The organism is Caulobacter sp. SRI_008, assembly GCF_057586355.1.
Genome location: NZ_JBYCZS010000009.1, coordinates 143213 through 163650, shown reverse-complemented (window position 1 = coordinate 163650; position 20438 = coordinate 143213). Strand labels below are relative to the sequence as shown.

The window sequence follows — 20438 nt, the reverse complement described above, 5'->3', positions numbered from 1 at the left end:
CCGAGGCGTCAGCGCTTCCTGACGAACACCGTGCCGGCCGAATAGCCGGCGCCGAAGCTGCAGATCAGGCCCGTGTCGCCGGCGGCGAAGTCGTCGTTGGCGGTGTGGAAGGCGATGATCGAGCCGGCCGAGGAGGTGTTGGCGTATTCGTCGAGAATAATGACGTTCTCGCCGGCCTCGGGATCGCGGCCCAGCACCTTGCGGGCGATCAGGTCGTTCATGTTGATGTTGGCCTGGTGCAGCCACAGGCGCTTCAGGGCCGTGGCGTCCAGGCCGATGTCGCCAGCGTGCTCGACGATCATCTCGCTGACCATCGGCACCACCTCGCGGAACACCTTGCGGCCTTCCTGCACGAACAGCTTGTCCTTGGCGCCGATCCCTTCCGGGGCGGCGTTGTTGAGGAAGCCGAAGTTGTTGCGGATGTTGTTGGAGAACTGGGTCTTCAGGCGCGTGCCCAGGATCTCCCAGCCGCCCGTGGCCTGCGAGGCCTCTTCGATGATCACGGCCGTGGCCACGTCGCCGAAGATGAAGTGGCTGTCGCGGTCCTTGAAGTTCAGGTGGCCCGAGCAGATCTCCGGATTGACCATCAGCACGGCCTTGGCGCTGCCGGTGGCGATGAAGTCGGCGGCGGTCTTGATGCCGAAGGTAGCCGACGAGCAGGCGACGTTCATGTCGAAGGCGAAGCCCTCGATGCCGAGGGCCTGCTGCACCTCGATGGCCATGGCCGGATAGGCGCGCTGCATGTTCGAGGCCGCGCAGATCACCGCGCCGATCTCCGACACCGGCTTGCCCCAGGCGGCGATCGCCTGCTGCGCGGCCTTCACCGCCATCTCGGCCAGGATCGAGATCTGGTCGTTGGGACGCTCGGGCAGGACCGGCCGCATGACCTCGGGGTCGATGATGCCGTCCTTGTTCATCACGAAGCGCGACTTGATGCCTGAGGCCTTCTCGATGAATTCGGGCGAGGAGGGGGCCAGGGCGACCACTTCGCCGGCTTCGATCGCCTCGGCGTTGGCGGCGTTGAAGCGTTCGACATAGGCGTTGAAGGCGTCGACCAGTTCGGTGTTCGAGATGCTGAACGGCGGGGTGAAGAGTCCCGTGGCGGCGATGACGGCTTGATGCAAGGCGACTGTCCCGATGGCCGGCGCGCGACATGGGCGCGCCGATCTGATCACTGTTTGGTCGGGATCAATAGCACGCCCCGCGCCCGCGTCACCTGCTGCCGACCGTGTCCCTGGCGCATCGGCCGCGGCTATTCGCCCTGCCGTTGGGGAACCTTCCGGGGCTGGCCACAATCCCCGGTGCAAATGTCGGAAACGACACGCAATGGCCCCAAACAAGTCCGCGGACGGTCAAATACGGGCCGCGTTGGCCCCATACCCAGAGGAGGCTGAGGGAGCACAAGAAATCCCAGTACCATGGAGTAAAAAAATGAAGGTTCTCATGTCTGCGGCCCTGGCCGCCGCGTCGGTCGCTGCTGTTCCGGTTCTGGCCCATGCTCAATCGACGTCGCCGGAGATCTACGGCAACCTCGGTTACAACAGCTCGCGCGCGGAAGGCGCCGACACCGGCGCCATCCAAGGCCGCCTGGGCGCGAAGCTGACCCCGCACTTCGGCGTCGAGGGCGAACTGTCCGGCGGCGTGAAGGACGACAACATCGACCGCGCCGGCGTCCGCTCCAACCTCGAGCAGACCCACTCGGCGGCCGTCTATGGCGTCGGCTTCCTGCCGGTGACCCCGAACATCGACCTGATCGGCCGCATCGGCTACGGCAACACCCAGTTCAAGCAGACCACGGCCGGCGTGCAGAGCAAGTACGACGCCGACAGCGTCAACTACGGCGTCGGCGCCCAGTACAAGTTCGACGACAAGAACGGCGTGCGCGTCGACTACACGCGCCAGCAGTTCCGCGACAACGACGCCGACGACGCCAACGTCGTCTCGGTCGGCTACGCCCGGAAGTTCTAAGCTCCAGGCCTGAAACGAAGAAAGGCGCGTCGCCCTCGCGGGCGGCGCGCCTTTTCGTGTTCGGCTTCCGAGCGCGCGGTCAGACCGCGGGCGGAGCCTGTTCGGCCGTCGGGTAGTGATAGTGGTGGTGAACGGTCCCGGGACCGCTGAAGCCGTCGCGACCCTTGGGGTCCGGCCCGTAGCGGTTCGGACCAGGCGTGCCGTCGAGCAGGTCGAAGATGAAGATCACGAAGCCGCCGAACGGGATGAAGCCCAGCAGCAGCCAGAAGCCCGACTTGTCGCTGTCGTGCAGGCGGCGCACGCTGACGGCTAGGTACGGAATGAACAGGGCGAGAGTCACGAGGCCGAAGAGGCTGATCAGCAGCACGGCGGCGACGCCCGCGGCGGCGTCCGGCTGCGTCGACCCGTTGGCGCCCAGGCCGGTGAGCAAGATGGCGACGACGCTCGCCACCGTCAGGGCCAGGTACACCAAGACGCGGAACAGGAAGAACAGCCAGTATTCCGAGCGCGTGGCCCGCCCCTCGAACTCGGCGTACTTGCGCAACGGCTCCAGCATCTGCATCGAAAAGGTCCAGGATTTCGCGCGGAACGCGCATGGTTCGGTTTCGTCAAGTCTATGGGGTTGTAAGCCTCGCCGTAAAGCCGCCTCCGCCGCCGAGGCTTGACCCGGCGGTTCCCGCGTCCGAACGTTCTTGGAAAACAAGAGCATCGGGGGGAACGTTGAGTTTGATCATGGTCATTCAGCTGGCCGGCTCGGCCGTGGCCGTCGCCGCCTTGGTGGCGCTGGCCGCCTGGGCGCGACTCGCCCGGCCGACGCCGCCGCTCGACGTCGACGCGGCCATGCGCCTGCTGGCCGAGGAGTTTCCGGATCACCGCATCGACAGCGTCTGGCTGGCCGGCGACGGCGCCGGTCTGGTCGCCCGCTCGGGCGCCGAGGCGCTGGTGCTGTGGCGGCGCGGCGACAGCTATGTCGCCCGCAGCGCGCCCTGGGCCGGGGTCGTCGCTAGCGGCGCGCAGGACGGCCGGATCAGGCTGCCCGGCGTCGACGGCGCGCCGCGCCTCGTTCTGGGCGACCGGCCCTGGCCGCCGGTGGAGACGGCCGCGTGAAGCCGGCCTTCGATCCCGTCCAACTGGCCATCCCGTTCTTCGTGGTCGCCATCGTGCTGGAGGTGCTGCTGGCCCGCTTCGGCAAGGCCAAGGCCAACTACGAGCCCCGCGACGCGGCGACCTCGCTGATGATGGGCCTGGGCAACAGCATCGTCGGCCTGCTGACCGGCGGCGCGGTCTTCGCCGCCAGCCTGTGGGTCTACGAACATCGGATCTTCACGATCCCGATGAACGCCGTCTGGGCCTGGGTCGTGCTCTTCTTCGCCGAGGACCTGACCTACTACTGGTTTCATCGCCTGAGCCACGAGCGGCGGTTCTGGTGGGCCAGCCACGTCAACCACCACAGCTCGACGCACTACAATCTGACCACAGCGCTGCGGCAGACTTGGACCGGCGGGGTGGCCGGGACATGGCTGCTGTGGCTGCCGCTGTCGTTCCTGGGCTTTCCGCCGGCCATGGTGGCGATCCAGAAGGGGATCAGTCTCGTCTACCAGTTCTGGATCCACACCGAGGCGGTGCGCCGCATGCCGGGCTGGTTCGAGGCGGTGTTCAACACGCCCTCGCACCACCGGGTGCACCACGCCCGCAACGCCCGCTATCTCGACGCCAACTACGCCGGCATCCTGATCATCTGGGACCGGATGTTCGGCACCTTCATCCCCGAGGACGACGCCGAGCCGTGTCGCTACGGGATCGTGCGGAACCTGCCGAACTTCAACCTCTTCACCAACGTCTTCCACGAGTGGATCGGCATCGGCAAGGATCTGGCGGGGGCGCGTTCGCCGCGTGAGGTGGCGGGCTATCTGTTCGGCCCGCCAGGGTGGAGCCCGGACGGGTCGCGCGAGACCTCGCATACGCTGAAGGCCCGGTGGCGGGCGCGGGAAGAGAAGGCGGCGGCTGCCGACAACCATCCGTGAAATCCCCGCGAAAGCGGGGACCCAGGCTTTTTCTGCAACCCGCCGTGCTTGACGATAAAACACCTGGGTCCCCGCTTTCGCGGGGATTTTACGGGAGGATATTCCCGTACCCGGAGGTCAAGGTCGCTATTTCGCCTTCGCCAGCTCCACCGCATAAACCTGCTGACCGCCGTGCATGTTGGAGCGGAACACCAGCCACTTGCCGTCGGGCGTGAAGTTGACGTTGGGCTCCAGGCGGTAATCGTGGCCGCTCATGTTGACCAGGCGCTCGGCGTCGATGACGCCCGGGCGGATCAGGTGCTCGGAGTCGGGGGCGTGGATGCCGGCGACGTCCGGGATGCCGCGCGGATGCATCAGGTAGAGCCACTTTCCGTCCGGCGCGTGGGCGACCATCTCGGCGTCGCCGCCGTCGCCGGCGAACAGCTTGCCGTCGGGGCTGGAGTTGAAGTGCACCGACCAGGCGTTGCGCTCGACGTGGTACCAGGTGCGCTTGCCGGTGGCGATCTCATAGCCGGCCACCCAGAAGTCTTCGCCGCGCGGGGTCTGCAGGTCGTACCAGACGGTCTTGCCGTCGGTGCTGAACCATTCGTGCCCGGCGATCTCCATGTTCATGGTGCGGGTGTGGATCTTCACCGGCTTGGCGTCGGCCTGATCCGTGCGCAGCAGCCACAGGCGGTCGACCTTGTGCCAGGGACCCTCGTGGCAGAACATCAGCAGGTTCGGGTCGGTCGGCGAGAACTGCAGGTGGTTCAACCAGTCGGTCGCCGCGTGCACCACGCGCTTCTGGCCGGTGCGCAGGTCGATGACGAACATCTCCATCGGGATCTTCGAGTCGAGCCGCTCGTTCAGCCGCACCTCCTTGGCCTCGGCGAAGGGCAGGGGCTTGCCGTCCGGACCGTTGGCGGCGTAGGCGGCCTGATCATAGCGGGTGTCGCGCTTGAGCACGCCGTCGGGGCGGGTCTCGATCTTAGGATCGCTCACCACCACCCCGCCCAGCAGGGTCTCGTCGGCGTTGATCGTCTGGATGTCGCCACGGTCGAACGTGGCGACGATCCGGACCTTCCTGCTGTCGATATCGACGGCCTTGACCACGCGGGTCTCGCCCTCGGTGACGATGAAATAGGCCGAGCGCGTCTTGCGGCCGACGAACAGGAACTTGCCGTTCTCCTCGACCAGCGGCGCCAGCTTGCGGGTGGCCAGATCGACCGTGCTCAGGCCCTTGGGCGTGGAGATCACCAGCTTGTCGCCCTGGGGCGTGTAGCCGTTGAAGTTGAAGTAGAGACTGCTCGAGCCCGGCTCGTCCGACAGGCGCACGACGCGGTGGCCGGTGTCCTTGTCGATCCATTCGCGCGGCGGCTCGGCGGCCGGCGTTTGGGCCAGCGCGGAGGGCGCGAAGGCGGGCAGGGCGATGGCGAAAGCGGTCGCCAGGCCGATCAGGGCGTTCTTCACGGCTTCACCTTCACGATGGCGATGTCCGGACGTTCCGGGTTCTTCATGCCGTTACCCAGGAAGAAGCTGGTGTGCGGCGGCTGGTTGTAGGCGGTGTTCTGCCAGGCGATCCCGGCGCGATAGACCGGGTCGTGCATCAGGGTCACCAGACGGCGGTCGGTCGGATAGGGCGTGACGTAGATCCGCAGGAAGGTGTTGTCCTCCGAGCGCAGGATCAGCTCCTCGCGCCAGTCGCCCAGGATGTCGGCCGACAGGGTGGGGGTGGCCTTGGTGCCGTTGTTCGACAGCATGCCCTCGGCGGTGAACAGCACCTTGGTCTGGCCCGTGGTCCAGTCCCACTTGCTGATCTGGTTGCGGTCGAGCAGTTCGCGCAGTTCGTCGCCGTCCCACCAGATGCCGAAATTGGTCTGGCGCGGGTGCTTCACGCCTTCGATCGGCTTGCCCTTCACGGTGTAGAGCACGTCGGAATTGCTGGCCCAGACCTCGGCGCCGGGGAAGCGCGGGTCGATGTCGAAGGCCACGCCCCGGCCGGTGTCGCTTTGCGTCGGCGTGGTCCACAGCACTTCGCCGGTCTTGGCGTCGACCATGGCCGAGCCGATGCCGCCGTTCATCTTCGGGCTCTCGTTGACGCCGAAGCGCTCCAGGCCCGGACGGGTCGGATCGAGATCGCCCAGGTGCAGGGTGTCGCCGTGATAGAGCTTGGCGGTCCACAGCGGCTTGCCGTCGTCGTCGATCGCCATCGAGCCGTAGACGACCTCGTCGCGGCCGTCGCCGTCGACGTCGGCCACCGCCAGCTGGTGGTTGCCCTGGCCGCCGAAGCCTTCCGGCACGCCGGGGGCGGCGCTGTCGAACACCCAGCGCTGGACGATCTTGCCATCGCGGAAGTCCCAGGCGCTGACCGTCGTGCGGGCGTAGTAGCCGCGGCCCATGACGATGCTGGGCCGCTGGCCGTCCAGATAGGCGGTGCCGGCAAGGAAGCGGTCGGAGCGGTTGGCGTAGCCGTCGCCCCAGAGCTTGGTCATCTGCTCGGCGGTCGGCTGGTCGGTGGTCGGGTCGCGCGGAGCGGCGAAGCGGACCGAATCGAGCGCCGCGCCCGTGCGACCGTCGAACACGGTCAGGAACTCGGGACCCTTGAGGATGCGCCCGGTCAGCTTGGCCACCTTCGTGCCGTCCGGCTTGATCTCGGCGCCGGTCTTGTCGTTGGTCGGCCGCTCCTCGGGGCCTTCGCGCCAGTCGGCGTTCGGGTCGCCCAGCACCTTGCCGGTCCCGTCCACCGTGCCGTCGGAGGTGCGCACGGCGATCTCGGCCCGGCCGTCGCCGTCATAGTCGAAGACCTGGAACTGGGTGTAGTGCGCGCCGGCGCGGATGTTGCGGCCCAGGTCGATGCGCCACAGGCGCTTGCCGTCCAGGGTGTAGGCGTCCAGCAGCACCGGGCCGGTGTAGCCGGCGAAGGCGTTGTCCTTGGAGTTGGTCGGGTCCCACTTGAGGACGATCTCGTAGCGGCCGTCGCCGTCCAGGTCGCCGACCGAGGCGTCATTGGCGGTGTACTCGTAGGCCTGACCGTCCGGGGTGACGCCGCCGGGCGGCTTCTGCAGCGGGATCGTCAGGAAGCCGTCCTTCAGGGCGGCGGTCTCGCCGGCCAGGGCGACTTCCTTGCCCTTGATCACGGTCTTGAGGCTGTAGCGCGAGCCGGCGACGCCGGTCTTGTCGACGAAGTTGGTGGCGAAGGCGAGCGGCTTGGCGTTCAGCTTCTTGCCGTCGCGATAGAGGTTGAAGGCCAGGCCCAGGGCGTCGTCGCCGCTGAGGCGCCAGGACACCAGCACGCCGCCGTCGATGGCGGGGGCGGCGACCAGGCCGCGGTCGAGGCGTTCGGCCTGGCGGGGCGCGGCGAGGACGGGAAGCGCCAGCAGCGAGGCGGCGGCGGACGCCAGCATGGCGGCCTTGCGGAAGCGACGAGGCATGATTTCCCCCCAAAGGGACCTTGAACTTTGTTGCCGCGATCTTCGCACGACGGCCAGAACGCGCAACACATTTCCCATAAATTGCGTTGTGACTTCACATTGTGAAACTCGCTTGGCGCCGGTTGAGCGAGCCGCCGATTTCGCTTCTCGGTTTCGAGGCGCGGGGGCAGGGTGCCGGCGAGACAGATTTTCTGCGGGGTTCGCCCGCTAAATCTCAATTGACCCCACAGAGGTGGTGGGGATTTAAGCGGTCCAGCTTGACGCCGCGCCGGCGCCGGGAGGATGGCTGGCGCATTCTTATCTTCCAAGGCCTTCGGCCGCAGACGGATCCAGGACGACGATCAGACGATGACCGCCGATTCCCCCGCCGCGCAACGCCCCGTCGCGGCGCGCCGTCCCTTGTTCCGCCGTCGTTCGGCCATTCCCGGTTTCGGCCTGACCCTGGGCGTGACCCTGTCGGTCCTGTCGCTGATCGTGCTGATTCCGCTTTCGGCCGTGGCCCTGAAGGCCGCCGAGCTGTCGCCGAGCGAGTTCCTGGCCGCCGCCTTCTCGCAACGGGCGCTCGCCGCCTACCGCCTGACCTTCGGCGCGGCCCTGGTCGCGGCCGTCGTCAACGGCGTGTTCGGCGTGCTGACCGCCTGGGCGATGGTGCGCTACGAGTTCCCGGGCAAGACCGTGCTCAACGCCCTGGTCGACCTGCCGTTCGCCCTGCCGACCGCCGTGGCCGGCATCGCTCTGGCCACCCTCTACGCCCCCAACGGCTGGGTCGGGCAGTTCTTGACGCCTCTGGGCATCAAGGCCGCCTACAACCCGATCGGCGTGACCATCGCCCTGGTGTTCATCGGCCTGCCGTTCGTGGTGCGCACCATCGAGCCGGTGATGCGCGACCTGTCGGCCGACGTCGAGGAAGCCGCCGCCAGCCTGGGCGCCGGCCGCTTGGCCACCATCTGGCGGGTGATCCTGCCGGCCCTGGGCCCGGCCTGGCTGACCGGCTTCGCCATGGCCTTTGCACGGGGCGTGGGCGAGTACGGCTCGGTGATCTTCATCGCCGGCAACATGCCCTACAAGTCCGAGATCGCGCCGCTGCTGATCATCATCCAGCTGGAGCAGTTCCAGTACGCCCAGGCCGCCACGATCGCCGTGGTCATGCTGGTGGTCTCGTTCCTGATGCTGCTGGTGATCAACGCCATCCAGGCCTACTCGCGGAGGTTCGTCTGATGGCCCGCGCCCGTCACCCCACCGAGGATCCGACCTGGGTCAAGGCGCTGGTCCTGGCCGTCGTCGCGGCCTTCCTGGCGCTCGTCCTGATCCTGCCGCTGGCCGCCGTCTTCGCCGAGGCCCTGCGCAAGGGCCTGGCCGTGGCCATCGAGGCCATCGCCCACGCGGACGCCCTGGCGGCGGTCAAGCTGACCCTGATCACGGCAGCGATCACCGTGCCGTTCAACGTCGTCTTCGGCCTTTGCGCCGCCTGGGCCGTGGCCAAGCACGACTTTCCGGGCAAGGCGTTCCTGATCACCCTGATCGACCTGCCGTTCTCGGTGTCGCCGGTCGTGGCCGGCCTGATCTACGTGCTGGTGTTCGGCCTGCAGGGGTGGTTTGGCGAATGGCTGCTGGACCACGACATGAAAGTGATCTTCGCGGTGCCCGGCATCGTGCTGGCCACGATCTTCGTGACCTTCCCGTTCGTCGCCCGCGAACTGATCCCGCTGATGCAGGAGCAGGGCGTCAGCGAGGAGGAGGCCGCCATCTCGATGGGCGCCTCGGGCCTCTACACCTTCTGGCGGATCACCACGCCCAACGTGCGCTGGGGCCTGCTGTACGGCGTGCTGCTGTGCAACGCCCGCGCCATGGGCGAGTTCGGCGCTGTGTCGGTGGTCAGCGGCCACATCCGCGGCCTGACCAACACCATGCCGCTGCACGTCGAGATCCTCTACAACGAGTACGACTTCGTCGGGGCCTTCGCGGTCGCCGCGCTGCTCTGCCTGCTGGCCATCGTCACCCTCGTGCTCAAGACCGCCCTCGAAGTCGCCCAACCGGCCGTGCGCCGGGGCGGCCACTAACGGAACGCCGCCATGACCATCTCCATCCGTTCCGTCCAGAAGCAGTTCGGCCGCTACCCGGCGCTGAACAATGTCGACCTGGAGATCGCCGACGGCGAACTGCTGGCGCTGCTGGGGCCGTCGGGCTCGGGCAAGACCACGCTGCTGCGCGCCATCGCTGGCCTGGAATTTCCCGACAGCGGCCAGGTGCTGTTCCACGACAACGACGTGACCTACGCCTCGGCCGCCGCGCGCCGGGTGGGCTTCGTCTTCCAGCAGTACGCGCTGTTCAAGCACATGACCGTGGCCAAGAACATCGCGTTCGGCCTCGACGTGCGCAAGGGCAAGGACAAGCCGCCGAAGGCCGAGATCGCCCGACGCGTTGATGAGCTGCTGAAGCTGGTCGAGCTGGACGGCCTGGGCGGCCGCTATCCGTCGCAGCTGTCTGGCGGTCAGCGCCAGCGCGTGGCCCTGTCGCGGGCGCTCGCGGTGCAGCCTAGCGTGCTGCTGCTCGACGAGCCGTTCGGGGCCCTCGATGCGACGGTCCGCAAGTCGCTGCGCAAGGAGCTGCGTCGTGTGCACGACGCCACCGGCGTCACCACCATCTTCGTCACCCACGACCAGGAAGAGGCCCTGGAGCTGGCCGACCGCGTCGCCATCCTCAACAAGGGCAAGATCGAGCAGATCGGCACCCCGCGCGAGGTGCACGACAATCCGGTCTCGGCCTTCGTCTGCGGCTTCGTCGGCGAGGCCAGCCGCTTCGAGGGCCAGGTCTCGGGCGGTCGCTTCACGGCCGGCCCGCTGGTCCTGCCGGCGCCCGGCGTCGCCGATGGCGCGGCCGTGGGCTTTGTCCGTCCGCATGATTTCGTGCTGGCCGACGACGGCGTCGAGGCCAAGGTCGAGCGCGTCAACGTCCAGGGCGCCCTGGTGCGCGTCGACGCCGTCCTGGCCAGCGGCGGGCGGATCGAGATCGCCGCCTCGCGCGCCGACGCCGACCGCTTCGTCGGCTCGGTGAAGGTTGCGGCGGCCAAGAGCCACGTCTACGCGGCTTAAGTCACCAGATGCTCCCCCTCTGGGGGAGCTGTCGCGAAGCGACTGAGGGGGTCTGGCGCTGGCGCCGGCCCCCTCCGGCCCTCTGGTCGCCTCCCCCTGAGGGGGAGGCTCTACGAAACCGACCTACTGCTGTTGTTGTTGCTGCTGCTGACGCTGCTGGTCCTGATGGACCGCGGCGGCGTCGCCGCGGCGGCGGCCGCCGAAGGCGGCGGGCTTGGCCAGGCGCAGGAACTCCGGCTCGGCCAGGGCCGCGCGAGCCCGGCGCACCGTCACACCGACGGCCAGGTGGCTCTCGGCGTCGCCCTTGTAGACCCCGCGCGAAGGCGTGACGTCGGCATAGTCGCGGCCGACGGCCACGGCCACGTGGCGCTCGCCCGTCAGGCAGTTGTTGGTCGGATCGAAGCCCACCCAGCGCAGGCTGGGTAGGAAGACCTCGATCCAGGCGTGGGTCGCGTCGGGATCGGAGCGGTCGCCGGCGTCGCGGTCGGTGAACAGGTAGCCCGAGACATAGCGCGCGGGCAGGCCCCAGCTGCGGCAGATGGCCAGCATGATGTGGGCGAAGTCTTGGCAGACGCCGCTGCCGGCCTCCAGGGCCAGGTCGATCGGGCTGTCGGCGTCGGTGACGCCGGGCTGGTAGCCGAACGACTGGTAGAGGGTCTCGTTCAGCCGCTTCAGCGCCGTCAGCGGATCCTGACGGCGCAGGTCTTCCAGGTCGTGCTTGGCGATGAACGCCAGCAGTGCGTCGGTCGTCTGCACGAAGCCGTGCGGCCGCAGGAAGTCGAAGCACTCGCCGCGCACGAATTCGCTGCGCAGGCGGTCCCACTCGCCGGTGTCGAGCCTGTCGGGCAGGTCGGCGGCGCGTTCGGTCTCCACCGCCGAGCGGGCGATGATGGTCAGGCGGTCGTGCGGCTGGGGCACGTCGAAGTGATAGACCGCGTTGCCGAAGCTGTCGGCGTAGGAGAACAGCTGGCCGGCCGGATCGATGTCCAGCTCGAAGCTGACCAGCCGCTGGCGCGCGCCCTTCTGGGGCTGCATCCACAGCTCCATCAGGCTTTCGCGGACCGGCCGCTCGTAGTGGTACTGGGTGACGTGGCGGATTTCGAGCAGCATGGGATCAGGCCGGCAGTCGCAGTTCGAGGGGATAGGAGACGAAGGTTTCGTAGATGGCTTCGTGGATGCGGGCGCACTCGTTGACCACGGCGGTCAGCAGCGAGCCGGCCCCGCCGGCCTCAAGCTCGTCGACGTCGGCGAACTGAAGGCGGGCCTTCAGCTTGCCGGCCAGGCGCTCGGGCGCGGCGCGGCCGGCGGCCTCGACGTGGCGGGCCAGGGTCGCCAGGTGCTCCTCGATGCGCGAGGTGGCGAACCGGATCGAGCGGGGGAAGTCCTCGTCGAAGACCAGGAACTCCAGAATGTGCCGGGGCTCGATCTCGGCGGTGTAGACCCGCAGGTACGGCTCCAGCGCGCAGGCCATGCGCAGCAGGCTGACCAGCGCCAGGTGGTCGTTGATCTCGCGGCCGGGCGAGGGCGCGAAGCACACCTCCAGCAGGCTGGAGACCAGCTGCGCCCGCTCCAGGTACATGCCCAGCATCATGAACCGCCAGCTTTCGCCGTGGCTCATGGTGGCGTCGGCCGCGCCCTTGAACAGGTGCACGTCAGCGATGACGTCGTGCAGGAAGGCCACCGAGTTGTCGGCGAACTCGGCCTCGGCATTGGGATCGGTGACCCGCAGATAAAGGACGTTCAGCCGCTCCCAGGTCTCTGTGGTGATCTGGTCGCGCACCTGGCGGGCGTTCTCGCGGGCCGTGGTCAGGGACGAGACCACCGAATTGGGGTCCGACCGGTCGAGCACCAGGGCCAGGGCGGCGTCATAGGGCGACACCTTGCCGGTCTCGCTGTCGCCGACGGCCGAGAGGGCGATCCACACCGCCTGGACGCCGGAATCGGTCTGGTCGAGCGTGGCGTTCAGCATCACGCTGGACAGCCGCGACAGGTGTTCGGCGCGCTCGATATAGCGGCCCAGCCAGTAGAGGCTGTCGGCGACCCGAGCGAGCATCATGCGAGCGAATCCTTAAACTTGGGGAGCGCCAGCATCATTGGCCGTTCCCCTTGTGACCGTTGGAGTGGCCATTGCCGTTGCCGTTGGAGTGGCCGTTCTCCTCGGCCAGCACCCAGGTGTCCTTGCTGCCGCCGCCCTGGCTGGAATTGACCACCAGCGAGCCGCGCTTCAGCGCCACGCGGGTGAGGGCGCCGGGGGTCACGATGGTCTTTTCGCCCGACAGGATGAAGGGCCGCAGGTCGACGTGGCGCGGTTCGATGCGGCCGTCCACGAGGCACGGCGCGGTCGACAGCTGGATGGTCGGCTGGGCGATGTAGTTGCCGGGATCGGCCTTCAGGGCTTCGGCGAACTCGGCGCGCTCCTGGGCGCTGGCGTGCGGCCCCACTAGCATGCCGTAGCCGCCCGAGGCTCCCACGGCCTTGACCACCAGCTTGTCGAGATTGGCCAGCACGTGGCTGAGCTGGCTCTTCTCGCGGCAGAGATAGGTCTCGATGTTGGGCAGGATCGGGTCTTCGCCCAGGTAGTAGCGGATGATGTCCGGCACGAAGGCGTAGACGGCCTTGTCGTCGGCCACGCCCGTGCCCGGGGCGTTGCAGATCACCACGTTGCCGGCGCGATAGGCGTTGAACAGGCCCGCGGCCCCCAGCGACGAATCCCGGCGGAAGGTGAGGGGGTCGATGAAGTCGTCGTCGACCCGGCGGTAGATCACGTCCACCCGGCGCAGGCCCGTGGTGGTGCGCATGTAGACCATGTTGTCGTGGACCACGAGGTCGCGGCCCTCGACCAGCGGCACGCCCATCAGGCGGGCCAGATAGGCGTGCTCGTAATAGGCGCTGTTGTAGACGCCGGGGGTCAGCACCACGACCTGCGGGTCCGAGCGCCAGTCGGCGCTCATGCTCTTGAGCGTGGCCAGCAGCAGGTCGGGATAGCGCTCGACGGGACGCACCCCGGCCTCGCGGTAGGTGCCCGGGAAGGTGCGCTTGGCCGCGTCGCGGTTGGCCAGCATGTAGGAGACGCCCGACGGGACGCGCAGATTGTCCTCCAGCACGGCGAACTGGCCGTCCTGGCCGCGGATCAGGTCGCTGCCGCAGACATTGGCGTACGACTTGTGCGGCACGTAGAGGTTCTGCATCTCGCGCCGGTACGAGGGCGCGCCCAGCACCAGGTCGCGGGGCACCACCCCGTCCATCAGGATCTTCTGCTCGCCGTAGATGTCGGCGAGGAACATGTTCAGCGCCAGCAGGCGCTGGGTCAGGCCCGACTCGATCTTGGCCCATTCGGCCGCCGGGATGATTCGCGGAAACAGGTCGGTGGGAATGATCCGCTCGGTCGCGCTGCCCGCGCCGTAGACGGTGAAGGTGATGCCCTGCAGCAGGAACGAGCGCTCGAGGGTCTTCTGGCGATCGGCCAGGGCCGAGGCGCCCAGGGTCGCCATCCGCGACTGCAGCGGGGCGTAGTGGCCGCGCACTTCGCCGCCCGGAGCGAACATTTCGTCGTAAGCCACGCCGGGCAGATAGGCCGCCCCCGTCATCGGCAGGTTGGGGGCTTCGTCCAGGCTCTGTATTTTCGCCGCCACGCCTGTGTCCACCTTGGTTGTCCGTCTCTTGGACCCGCGCCGAAGCGGCGCTGGTCGATGGAAACCTAGAACGCCTCGAAAAGGTTCGCGGCGGATTTCGCGCTCCGCCGCGCCAATGCGCACGACTGCTCATCATTTGGGCGCCAATTGCCGGGCCTGAGAAGGCGCCATCGTTCGCCCTCGCAGCATTTCGCGGCGTGACAGGCGTGAAGCGCCCGACTACACGAGGCCAGGGGGCGCTCCGCGCGGGGACGAAGCTTGGTGCGTAAGACGACAGTCCTGGGCCTGGCCGCCGTCATGGCGGCCTTCGCGGCTCAGGCGCATGCGGACGAACCATCGGCGACCATCACGGGCGTCGAGGATCGCGCCCTGCGCGAGGCGATTCAGCGCGCCTTGACCGAATCCGACGGCCCGCCCGGCAGCCGCTCCGAAGCCCGCCGCCGCGCCCGCGACGCCGCCGACGACGCCGTGGCCGTGCTGCGCGCCGAAGGCTACTACGCCTATGTCGTCGAGCCCGACGTCACCGAGGCTGATCCGCCGCGCGGCGTGGTCAAGGTCACGCCCGGTCCGCTGTTCGTCTTCGCCGATCCCCGCATCGACTGGTCGGGCGAGCCGCCGGACGAGGGCGTTCGCGAGCGCGCCTTCTCGGTGCTGGGCCTGACCGAGGGCTCGGCCGGCCGCGCCGCCGAGGTGCTGGGGGCCGAGGGGCGCGCGGTCGCCCAGGTCCAGAAGCTGGGCTATGCCGACGCCATGGCCGATCCGCGCCAGGTGATCGTCGACCATGCCGACCACACCGTGCGCCCGACCTTCGTCATCGCCTCGGGCGAACTGGTGAAGGTCGACGGCGTCGAGCTCTCGACCAAGGGCCGCACCAACATCGTCTGGCTGCGTCGCCTCGCGCCCTGGAAAGAGGGCGACGTCTACGATCCCGAGGACGTCGCCGAGCTGGAGCGCCGGCTGCGCGACACCGGCGTCTACGACACCGTCTCGGTGGCGCTGGCCCCCAAGGACAAGGCGCTGGAGAACGGCCTGCGTCCGATCCAGGTGACCCTGGCCGATCGGGCCTCGCGCACGCTGGAACTCGGCGCCGGCTATTCGACCAGCGAGGGCCCCGGCGTCGACGTCAAATGGATCCGCTACAATCGCCTGCGCCGGGCCGACACCACGACCATCACCACCCAGGTCGCCAAGCTGGAAAAGAGCCTGGAAGGTTCGGTCGCCCTGCCGCACTGGGGCCGGCCGCAGCAGACCCTGAAGCTGACCAGCAAGGTGTTCGGCGAGACGACCGACGCCTATGACGAAACCGGCGCCACCATCAGCGCCGACCTGACGCGCCGCCTGCAGGCCACGCGCTACCAGACCTACGGCGTGTCGCTGGACCTGTCGCAGACCACCGAACTGACCTCGGCCAGCGGCGGCACTGTGGGCCAGCGGCTGAACCTGGCGACCTTCACGACCCTGGCCGCCTACGCCTGGGACCATTCGGACAACATCCTCGATCCCAAGCAGGGCTGGCGGATCGAGGCCCGGGCCGAGCCGACGGCGATCACCGGCGACACCAGCCTCGTCTACATCCGCACCCAGGCGCAGGGCGCGGCCTATATCCCGTTCGGCGAGAACGCCAAGACGGTGCTGGCCGGTCGGCTGAAGCTGGGCGCCATGCTGGGCGGCACCATGCCCGAAGTGCCGGCCTCGCGGCGCTTCTATTCCGGCGGCGGCGGCTCGGTGCGCGGCTATTCCTACCAGGCCATCGGCCCGCGCCTGTCGGACAACACCCCGCAGGGCGGCCTGTCGCTGTTCGAGGCCTCCCTCGAAGTGCGCCATCGCTTCACCGAACGCTGGGGCGGGGTGTTCTTCCTCGACGCCGGCGCCGTGGGCGTCGAGCCCACGCCCAGCGCCGACGACTTCAGCGCCGGCGTCGGCTTCGGCGTCCGCTACGACCTGGGCTTTGGCCCGATCCGCGCCGACTTCGCCGTGCCGCTCGAAAAGCGCAAGGGCGACCCGGCCTTCCAGATCTATCTCAGCATCGGGCAGAGCTTTTGACCGACGCCGCACCGCCGCCAGAACCCGTCGAGCAGGTCGCAGAAGCAGCGGTCAAGGTCGCGCGCCGCATCGGCGGGCCCGGCTGGTTGATCATCGTCTCGGTGACCCTGGTGGCGATCGTCGCCCTGTTCCTGGGCGTGGTGCGCTACGGCGTGATCACGCCGCAGGGGCGGGCGTTCCTCGAAGCCCGCACCAGCGGCCTGAAGCTTGGCCGCATCGGCACGCTGAAGATCGAGGGCCTGTCGGGCGACATCTGGCGTGACTTCGGCGTGCGCCGGCTGACCATCTCCGACGAGAAGGGCGTCTGGCTGGAGGGCGCCGACCTTCACGTCGTCTGGCGGCCGCGCGAGCTTTGGTGGCGCCGCTTCCACGCCGACAACATCGAGGCCCGCCAGGTGACGCTTGTGCGCCGCCCGACGCTGGGTCCCAAGGGCAAGTCGAGCGCCGCGCCGGTGTCGGTCGATCTCGACGCCTTCAAGCTGCGCCTGGTCTCGCGGCCGGCGTTCAGCAACGTGTTGGGGGACTTCGACGTCTCCGGCGCCTTCGAGATGGCGCGCCTGGGAGGCCAGGCCGGCCGGCTGTCGGCCGCCAGCCGCCTGCACCCGGGCGATCACCTGGATCTCGTCTTCGACCTCGGCCGCGACCAGACCCTGCTGCTGACCGCCACGGGACGCGAGGCCAAGGGCGGCGCCCTGGCCGGGAGCCTGGGCCTGCCCGCGGACCGCCCGTTCCAGCTCGACGCCAAGGCCAACGGCACCACCCAGGCCGGCGCCTTCACCATCCGCGCCCAGACCGGCGACACCGTTCCCCTGCGGGCCGGCGGCGCCTGGACCGCCCAGGGCGGCTCGGCCAGCGGCCATGTCGACCTTTCGGCCTCCAGCCACACCGACCTGTACGAGCGGATGTTCGGCGCGGCGGTGGACGTCGATCTCGTCGGCCGCAAGGCCGGGTCCTCGACCGATCTTTCCCTGAAGCTGCGCGCGCCGAACCTCAGCCTGGACGCCAAGGGCCTGGCCGACATCAGCCAGCGCCGCACCGCGCCGGAAGGCGTGACCTTCTCGGCCTCTGTTCGCGATCTCTCCAAGATCACCCCGATCCCCAAGATGGGGGCTGCCAAGGCGCAGGGCGTCTTCAAGCTCGGCGCCGACGGCTTCTCGATCGAAGGGCCGGCCGACGTCGCCAATCTGGAGCTGCTCGGCTACCGCTTGGCGCGGGCCCGCGGTCCGGCCTTCGTCGGCTGGAAGAAGGGCGAGCTGACCATCCGCGCCTCGGCGACCACCGAGGGCGGGGCGGGCGAGGGCCTGCTGGCGCCGCTGGGGCGCTCGCCCAAGGCCGAGTTCGAGGGCGCGCGCCTGAAGGACGGCCGCTTCCTGATCAAGCACGCCAAGATCGTCGCTCCCAACATCGTCGTCGACGGCAAGGGCGAGCGCGGCCTGCTCGGCGGCCTGTCGTTCGACGGTTCGGCCAAGGTCGCTTCGCTGACGCCGATCCGTCCGGGCATGAAGGGCGCGGCCGACATCAAGTGGTCGGCCAGCCAGGCCCGCGACAAGCCTTGGAACTTCACCGCCGACGCCAAGGGCGCCGGCTTCGCCACGGGTCTTTCCGAGCTCGACCGCCTGCTCGGCGCCGCGCCCAAGCTCAGCGCCCGCGCGGCCTGGGACAACGGCAAGCTGTCGGTGGCCGACGCCAAGCTCGACGGCGCCTCGGCCCGCGCCAAGGCCTCGGGGGTCATGACGCCCGGCAACAACCTGGCCTTCAAGCTCGACTGGTCGGCCGAAGGGCCGTTCGGCGCCGGGCCGGTGGAGGTCAGCGGCAAGGCCTCGGGCGACGGCGCGATCACCGGGACGCTGACCGCGCCCCGCGCCGACCTCAAGGCCGCCTTCGACAGCATCGACCTGCCGCGCCTGCCGCTGAAGGACGCCAAGCTGGCTCTGACCTTCGCCAAGCTGCCTGACGGCGGCGACGGCACGGCGTCCCTGCAGGCGACCAGCCAGTACGGGCCGGCGCGCGGCAAGACGGCCTTCCGGTTCGCGCCGGGCGGGCTGGAGCTTTCCGATCTCGACATCGACGCCGGCGGCCTCAAGGCCCAGGGCGGCGCCTCCTTGCGCGACGGCCGTCCCGCGACCGCCGACCTGAGCGTGGCCGTCGGCCCCGGCGCCTTCCTGGCCCAGGGCTCGGTGAAGGGCGCGGTCAAGCTGGTCGACGCGCCCGGCGGTCCGAACGCCACGCTCGACCTCGTCGCCCAGGACGTCGCAGGCGGCGCCTGGAAGCTGCGCACCGCCACCATCAAGGCCAACGGCCCGATGAGCCGCCTGCCGCTGACCCTGGACGCTCGCGGCGAGGCGCCGGCCGGTCGCTGGAACCTGGCCGGAGCCGGGGTGCTGGCCCAGCAGACCGACGACTACCTGCTGACCCTCGACGCCAAGGGCCGCATGGCCCGGACCGACATCTCCACCCGCGAGTCCGCCCAGATCCGCTTTGGCGGCGCGCGCACGACCAGCAGCCTGCGCTTGAACCTCGGCGACGGCCGCGCCGACCTCGATCTCGACGTCGGCGGCGAGCTGGCCAATCTGCGCGCCGACCTGGTGGGCGTCAGCCTGACAGCCCTCAATCCCGATCTGGCCGGCCGCATCGACGCCCGGGTCTCGATGCGCGGCCAGGGCGAGGCGCTGGACGGCGAGCTCGACGCCAACCTGTCGGGCGCCCGCGAGCGCGGGGCCAAGGAGAACCAGTCGCTGGACGCCACGATCCACGGCGACCTGCGCGACCGGGTGATGACCATCAAGGCCAGCGGCTCCAACCCGCAGGGCCTCAAGGCCGAGGCCGACCTTACCCTGCCGACCGAAGCCTCGGCCAAGCCGTTCCGCCTCGCCATCGACCGCCGCCGCGCGGTGCAGGGCCGCTTCCTGGCCCAGGGCGAGATCAAGCCGCTATGGGACCTGCTGATCGGGCCCGAGCGCGGCCTGTCGGGCAAGATCGACGCCGAGGGCTCGCTGGCCGGCACCCTGGCCGACCCGCGCCTGATCGGCCGCGCCGCCCTGACCGGCGGCAAGTTCGAGGACGGCCAGTCGGGCCTGCGCCTGCAGGACGTCGCCATCACCCTGGCCCTGGCCGACAACGCCATCGACGTCAGCCAGGCCCAGGGCGCCGACGGCCGAGGCGGTACAGTGTCGGGCCAGGGGCGGATCAGCCTGGCGCGCGACGGCGTCGGCAGCTTCCGCCTCGACATGAAGAACTTCCAGGTCATCGACAACGAGCTGGCGAAAGCGTCCGCCACCGGACAGACGACGATTAACCGCGACGCCGCCGGCAAGGTGAAGCTGACCGGGGCCCTGACCATCGACCGCGCCGACGTTTCGGCCCAGTCCAAGACCCCGGCCGGCGTCGTCTCGATGGACGTCATCGAGCGCAATCGCCCGCAGGACCTGGTCCAGGGCGTCGAGGTTCGCCAGCGGCGGGCCGATTCCGGCATGGCGCTGGACGTCACCCTGAAGGCGCCGCGGCGGATCTTCGTGAAGGGCAGGGGCCTGGACGTCGAACTGTCGCTCGACGCCCATGTCGGCGGCACCACGGCAAGCCCCAGCCTCGACGGCGTGGCCCGCGTGGTGCGCGGCGAGTACGACTTCGCCGGCAAGCGCTTCGAGTTCGACGACGACGGCGTGGTGCGCCTGGCCACCCAACTGGAGCGGATCCGGCTGGACCTGACCGCCACCCGCGAGGACGACGCCTTGACCGCCGTCATCAAGATTTCGGGCACGGCCGCCAAGCCCGAGATCACCCTGACCTCGACCCCGGAACTGCCGCAGGACGAGGTGCTGTCGCAGGTGCTGTTCGGATCGTCGGCCGCCCAGCTGTCGCCGATCGAGGCCGCCCAGCTGGCCTCGGCCCTGGCGTCGCTGGCCGGCGGCGGCGGCTTCGACGTCATCGGCAACCTGCGCAGCTTCGCCCGCCTCGACCGCCTGGCCTTCGCCGAGGGCACGACGGGCATGACCGTGTCGGGCGGCAAGTACGTCACCGACGACGTCTATGTGGAGATCATCGGCGGCGGCCGCGAAGGGCCGGCGGCGCAGGTCGAATGGCGCATTCGCCGGGCGCTGTCGCTGGTCTCGCGCCTGGGCGGCGACGGCGACGCCAAGCTTTCGGTGAAATGGCGAAAGAACTATAGGTAGCGCAAGGCTGTTGCGCGGGCCTGCGGTTTCCTCGCCAAAGGAAACAACGTTTTGCCCGCGGCCCTTGGACTAGGCTCTGGTCAAGGGAGACAGCGAATCC

General features: G+C 69.1%; 15 protein-coding genes. 8 read left to right on the top strand and 7 right to left on the bottom strand.

Going from position 1 to position 20438, the window contains the following annotated elements; genetic code table 11:
* Positions 1 to 8 precede the first annotated feature (8 nt).
* Positions 9 to 1124: a beta-ketoacyl-ACP synthase III gene (locus AC2YHT_RS10305; protein ID WP_487289569.1), complete on the bottom strand. Its 1116-nt coding sequence runs from the start codon at positions 1122 to 1124 to the stop codon at positions 9 to 11.
* Between the two features lie 307 nt (positions 1125 to 1431).
* Between AC2YHT_RS10305 and AC2YHT_RS10300 the strand changes: the two genes are divergently transcribed.
* Entirely contained in the window at positions 1432 to 1968 is a 537-nt protein-coding gene (locus tag AC2YHT_RS10300) for a porin family protein (RefSeq protein WP_487289568.1), read from the top strand.
* A 79-nt stretch (positions 1969 to 2047) separates the two neighbouring features.
* Here the strand turns inward: AC2YHT_RS10300 and AC2YHT_RS10295 are convergent, their stop codons facing one another.
* Positions 2048 to 2530: a DUF805 domain-containing protein gene (locus tag AC2YHT_RS10295; RefSeq protein WP_487289567.1), complete on the bottom strand. Its 483-nt coding sequence runs from the start codon at positions 2528 to 2530 to the stop codon at positions 2048 to 2050.
* A 170-nt stretch (positions 2531 to 2700) separates the two neighbouring features.
* Here AC2YHT_RS10295 and AC2YHT_RS10290 point away from each other — a divergent pair, with 170 nt between their 5' ends.
* Entirely contained in the window at positions 2701 to 3075 is a 375-nt protein-coding gene (locus AC2YHT_RS10290; RefSeq protein ID WP_487289566.1) for a hypothetical protein, read from the top strand.
* The gene (locus AC2YHT_RS10285) at positions 3072 to 3992 is read left to right on the top strand and encodes a sterol desaturase family protein (protein ID WP_487289564.1); all 921 of its coding nucleotides are present in this window, start codon (positions 3072 to 3074) and stop codon (positions 3990 to 3992) included. The genes AC2YHT_RS10290 and AC2YHT_RS10285 overlap by 4 nt, the downstream gene beginning before the upstream one ends.
* Before the next feature lie 126 nt (positions 3993 to 4118).
* On the opposite strand, the gene AC2YHT_RS10280 is transcribed toward AC2YHT_RS10285, so the two are convergent.
* Together AC2YHT_RS10280 and AC2YHT_RS10275 are read right to left on the bottom strand one after the other, a co-directional pair.
* Complete coding sequence (locus tag AC2YHT_RS10280; protein WP_487289563.1) at positions 4119 to 5441, bottom strand: oligogalacturonate lyase family protein; 1323 nt, start codon at positions 5439 to 5441, stop codon at positions 4119 to 4121.
* On the bottom strand, positions 5438 to 7402 hold the full coding sequence (locus AC2YHT_RS10275) for a rhamnogalacturonan lyase (protein WP_487289561.1): 1965 nt from the start codon (positions 7400 to 7402) through the stop codon (positions 5438 to 5440). Before AC2YHT_RS10275 ends, AC2YHT_RS10280 begins: the two co-directional genes overlap by 4 nt.
* A 348-nt stretch (positions 7403 to 7750) precedes the next feature.
* On the opposite strand from AC2YHT_RS10275, the gene cysT reads away from it, so the two are divergent.
* From cysT to AC2YHT_RS10260, 3 genes are read left to right on the top strand one after another with little or no spacing between them, the layout of a single operon-like run.
* Positions 7751 to 8620: a sulfate ABC transporter permease subunit CysT gene (gene cysT / locus AC2YHT_RS10270; RefSeq protein WP_110118593.1), complete on the top strand. Its 870-nt coding sequence runs from the start codon at positions 7751 to 7753 to the stop codon at positions 8618 to 8620.
* Complete coding sequence (cysW, locus tag AC2YHT_RS10265; protein ID WP_487289560.1) at positions 8620 to 9462, top strand: sulfate ABC transporter permease subunit CysW; 843 nt, start codon at positions 8620 to 8622, stop codon at positions 9460 to 9462. The genes cysT and cysW overlap by 1 nt, the downstream gene beginning before the upstream one ends.
* Positions 9463 to 9474: 12 nt before the next feature.
* Positions 9475 to 10494, top strand: coding sequence for a sulfate/molybdate ABC transporter ATP-binding protein (locus tag AC2YHT_RS10260; protein ID WP_487289559.1), 1020 nt, complete (start codon positions 9475 to 9477; stop codon positions 10492 to 10494).
* 123 nt (positions 10495 to 10617) lie between these two features.
* On the opposite strand, the gene AC2YHT_RS10255 is transcribed toward AC2YHT_RS10260, so the two are convergent.
* Genes AC2YHT_RS10255 through AC2YHT_RS10245 form a run of 3 tightly spaced genes read right to left on the bottom strand, consistent with a single transcriptional unit; the run spans position 10618 to position 14126 of the window.
* Entirely contained in the window at positions 10618 to 11604 is a 987-nt protein-coding gene (locus tag AC2YHT_RS10255) for a transglutaminase family protein (protein WP_487289558.1), read from the bottom strand.
* Between the two features lie 4 nt (positions 11605 to 11608).
* On the bottom strand, positions 11609 to 12550 hold the full coding sequence (locus AC2YHT_RS10250; RefSeq protein ID WP_487289556.1) for an alpha-E domain-containing protein: 942 nt from the start codon (positions 12548 to 12550) through the stop codon (positions 11609 to 11611).
* Positions 12551 to 12584: 34 nt separating this feature from the next.
* On the bottom strand, positions 12585 to 14126 hold the full coding sequence (locus AC2YHT_RS10245; RefSeq protein ID WP_110122104.1) for a circularly permuted type 2 ATP-grasp protein: 1542 nt from the start codon (positions 14124 to 14126) through the stop codon (positions 12585 to 12587).
* Between the two features lie 261 nt (positions 14127 to 14387).
* On the opposite strand from AC2YHT_RS10245, the gene AC2YHT_RS10240 reads away from it, so the two are divergent.
* Complete coding sequence (locus tag AC2YHT_RS10240; protein ID WP_487289553.1) at positions 14388 to 16169, top strand: autotransporter assembly complex protein TamA; 1782 nt, start codon at positions 14388 to 14390, stop codon at positions 16167 to 16169.
* Positions 16166 to 20338 carry a translocation/assembly module TamB domain-containing protein gene (locus AC2YHT_RS10235; protein ID WP_487289552.1) on the top strand — a complete coding sequence of 1391 codons (4173 nt, stop codon included), beginning with the start codon at positions 16166 to 16168 and terminating at the stop codon, positions 20336 to 20338. The genes AC2YHT_RS10240 and AC2YHT_RS10235 overlap by 4 nt, the downstream gene beginning before the upstream one ends.
* Positions 20339 to 20438: the final 100 nt, after the last annotated feature.

What these genes read in the sequence shown, in the direction of transcription:
- AC2YHT_RS10300 (WP_487289568.1), top strand. Translation starts at nt 1,432, where the DNA reads ATGAAGGTTCTCATGTCTGCGGCCCTGGCCGCCGCGTCGGTCGCTGCT.
- AC2YHT_RS10295 (WP_487289567.1), bottom strand. Translation starts at nt 2,530, where the DNA reads ATGCAGATGCTGGAGCCGTTGCGCAAGTACGCCGAGTTCGAGGGGCGG.
- AC2YHT_RS10290 (WP_487289566.1), top strand. Translation starts at nt 2,701, where the DNA reads ATGGTCATTCAGCTGGCCGGCTCGGCCGTGGCCGTCGCCGCCTTGGTG.
- AC2YHT_RS10275 (WP_487289561.1), bottom strand. Translation starts at nt 7,402, where the DNA reads ATGCCTCGTCGCTTCCGCAAGGCCGCCATGCTGGCGTCCGCCGCCGCC.
- cysT (WP_110118593.1), top strand. Translation starts at nt 7,751, where the DNA reads ATGACCGCCGATTCCCCCGCCGCGCAACGCCCCGTCGCGGCGCGCCGT.
- cysW (WP_487289560.1), top strand. Translation starts at nt 8,620, where the DNA reads ATGGCCCGCGCCCGTCACCCCACCGAGGATCCGACCTGGGTCAAGGCG.
- AC2YHT_RS10260 (WP_487289559.1), top strand. Translation starts at nt 9,475, where the DNA reads ATGACCATCTCCATCCGTTCCGTCCAGAAGCAGTTCGGCCGCTACCCG.
- AC2YHT_RS10255 (WP_487289558.1), bottom strand. Translation starts at nt 11,604, where the DNA reads ATGCTGCTCGAAATCCGCCACGTCACCCAGTACCACTACGAGCGGCCG.
- AC2YHT_RS10250 (WP_487289556.1), bottom strand. Translation starts at nt 12,550, where the DNA reads ATGATGCTCGCTCGGGTCGCCGACAGCCTCTACTGGCTGGGCCGCTAT.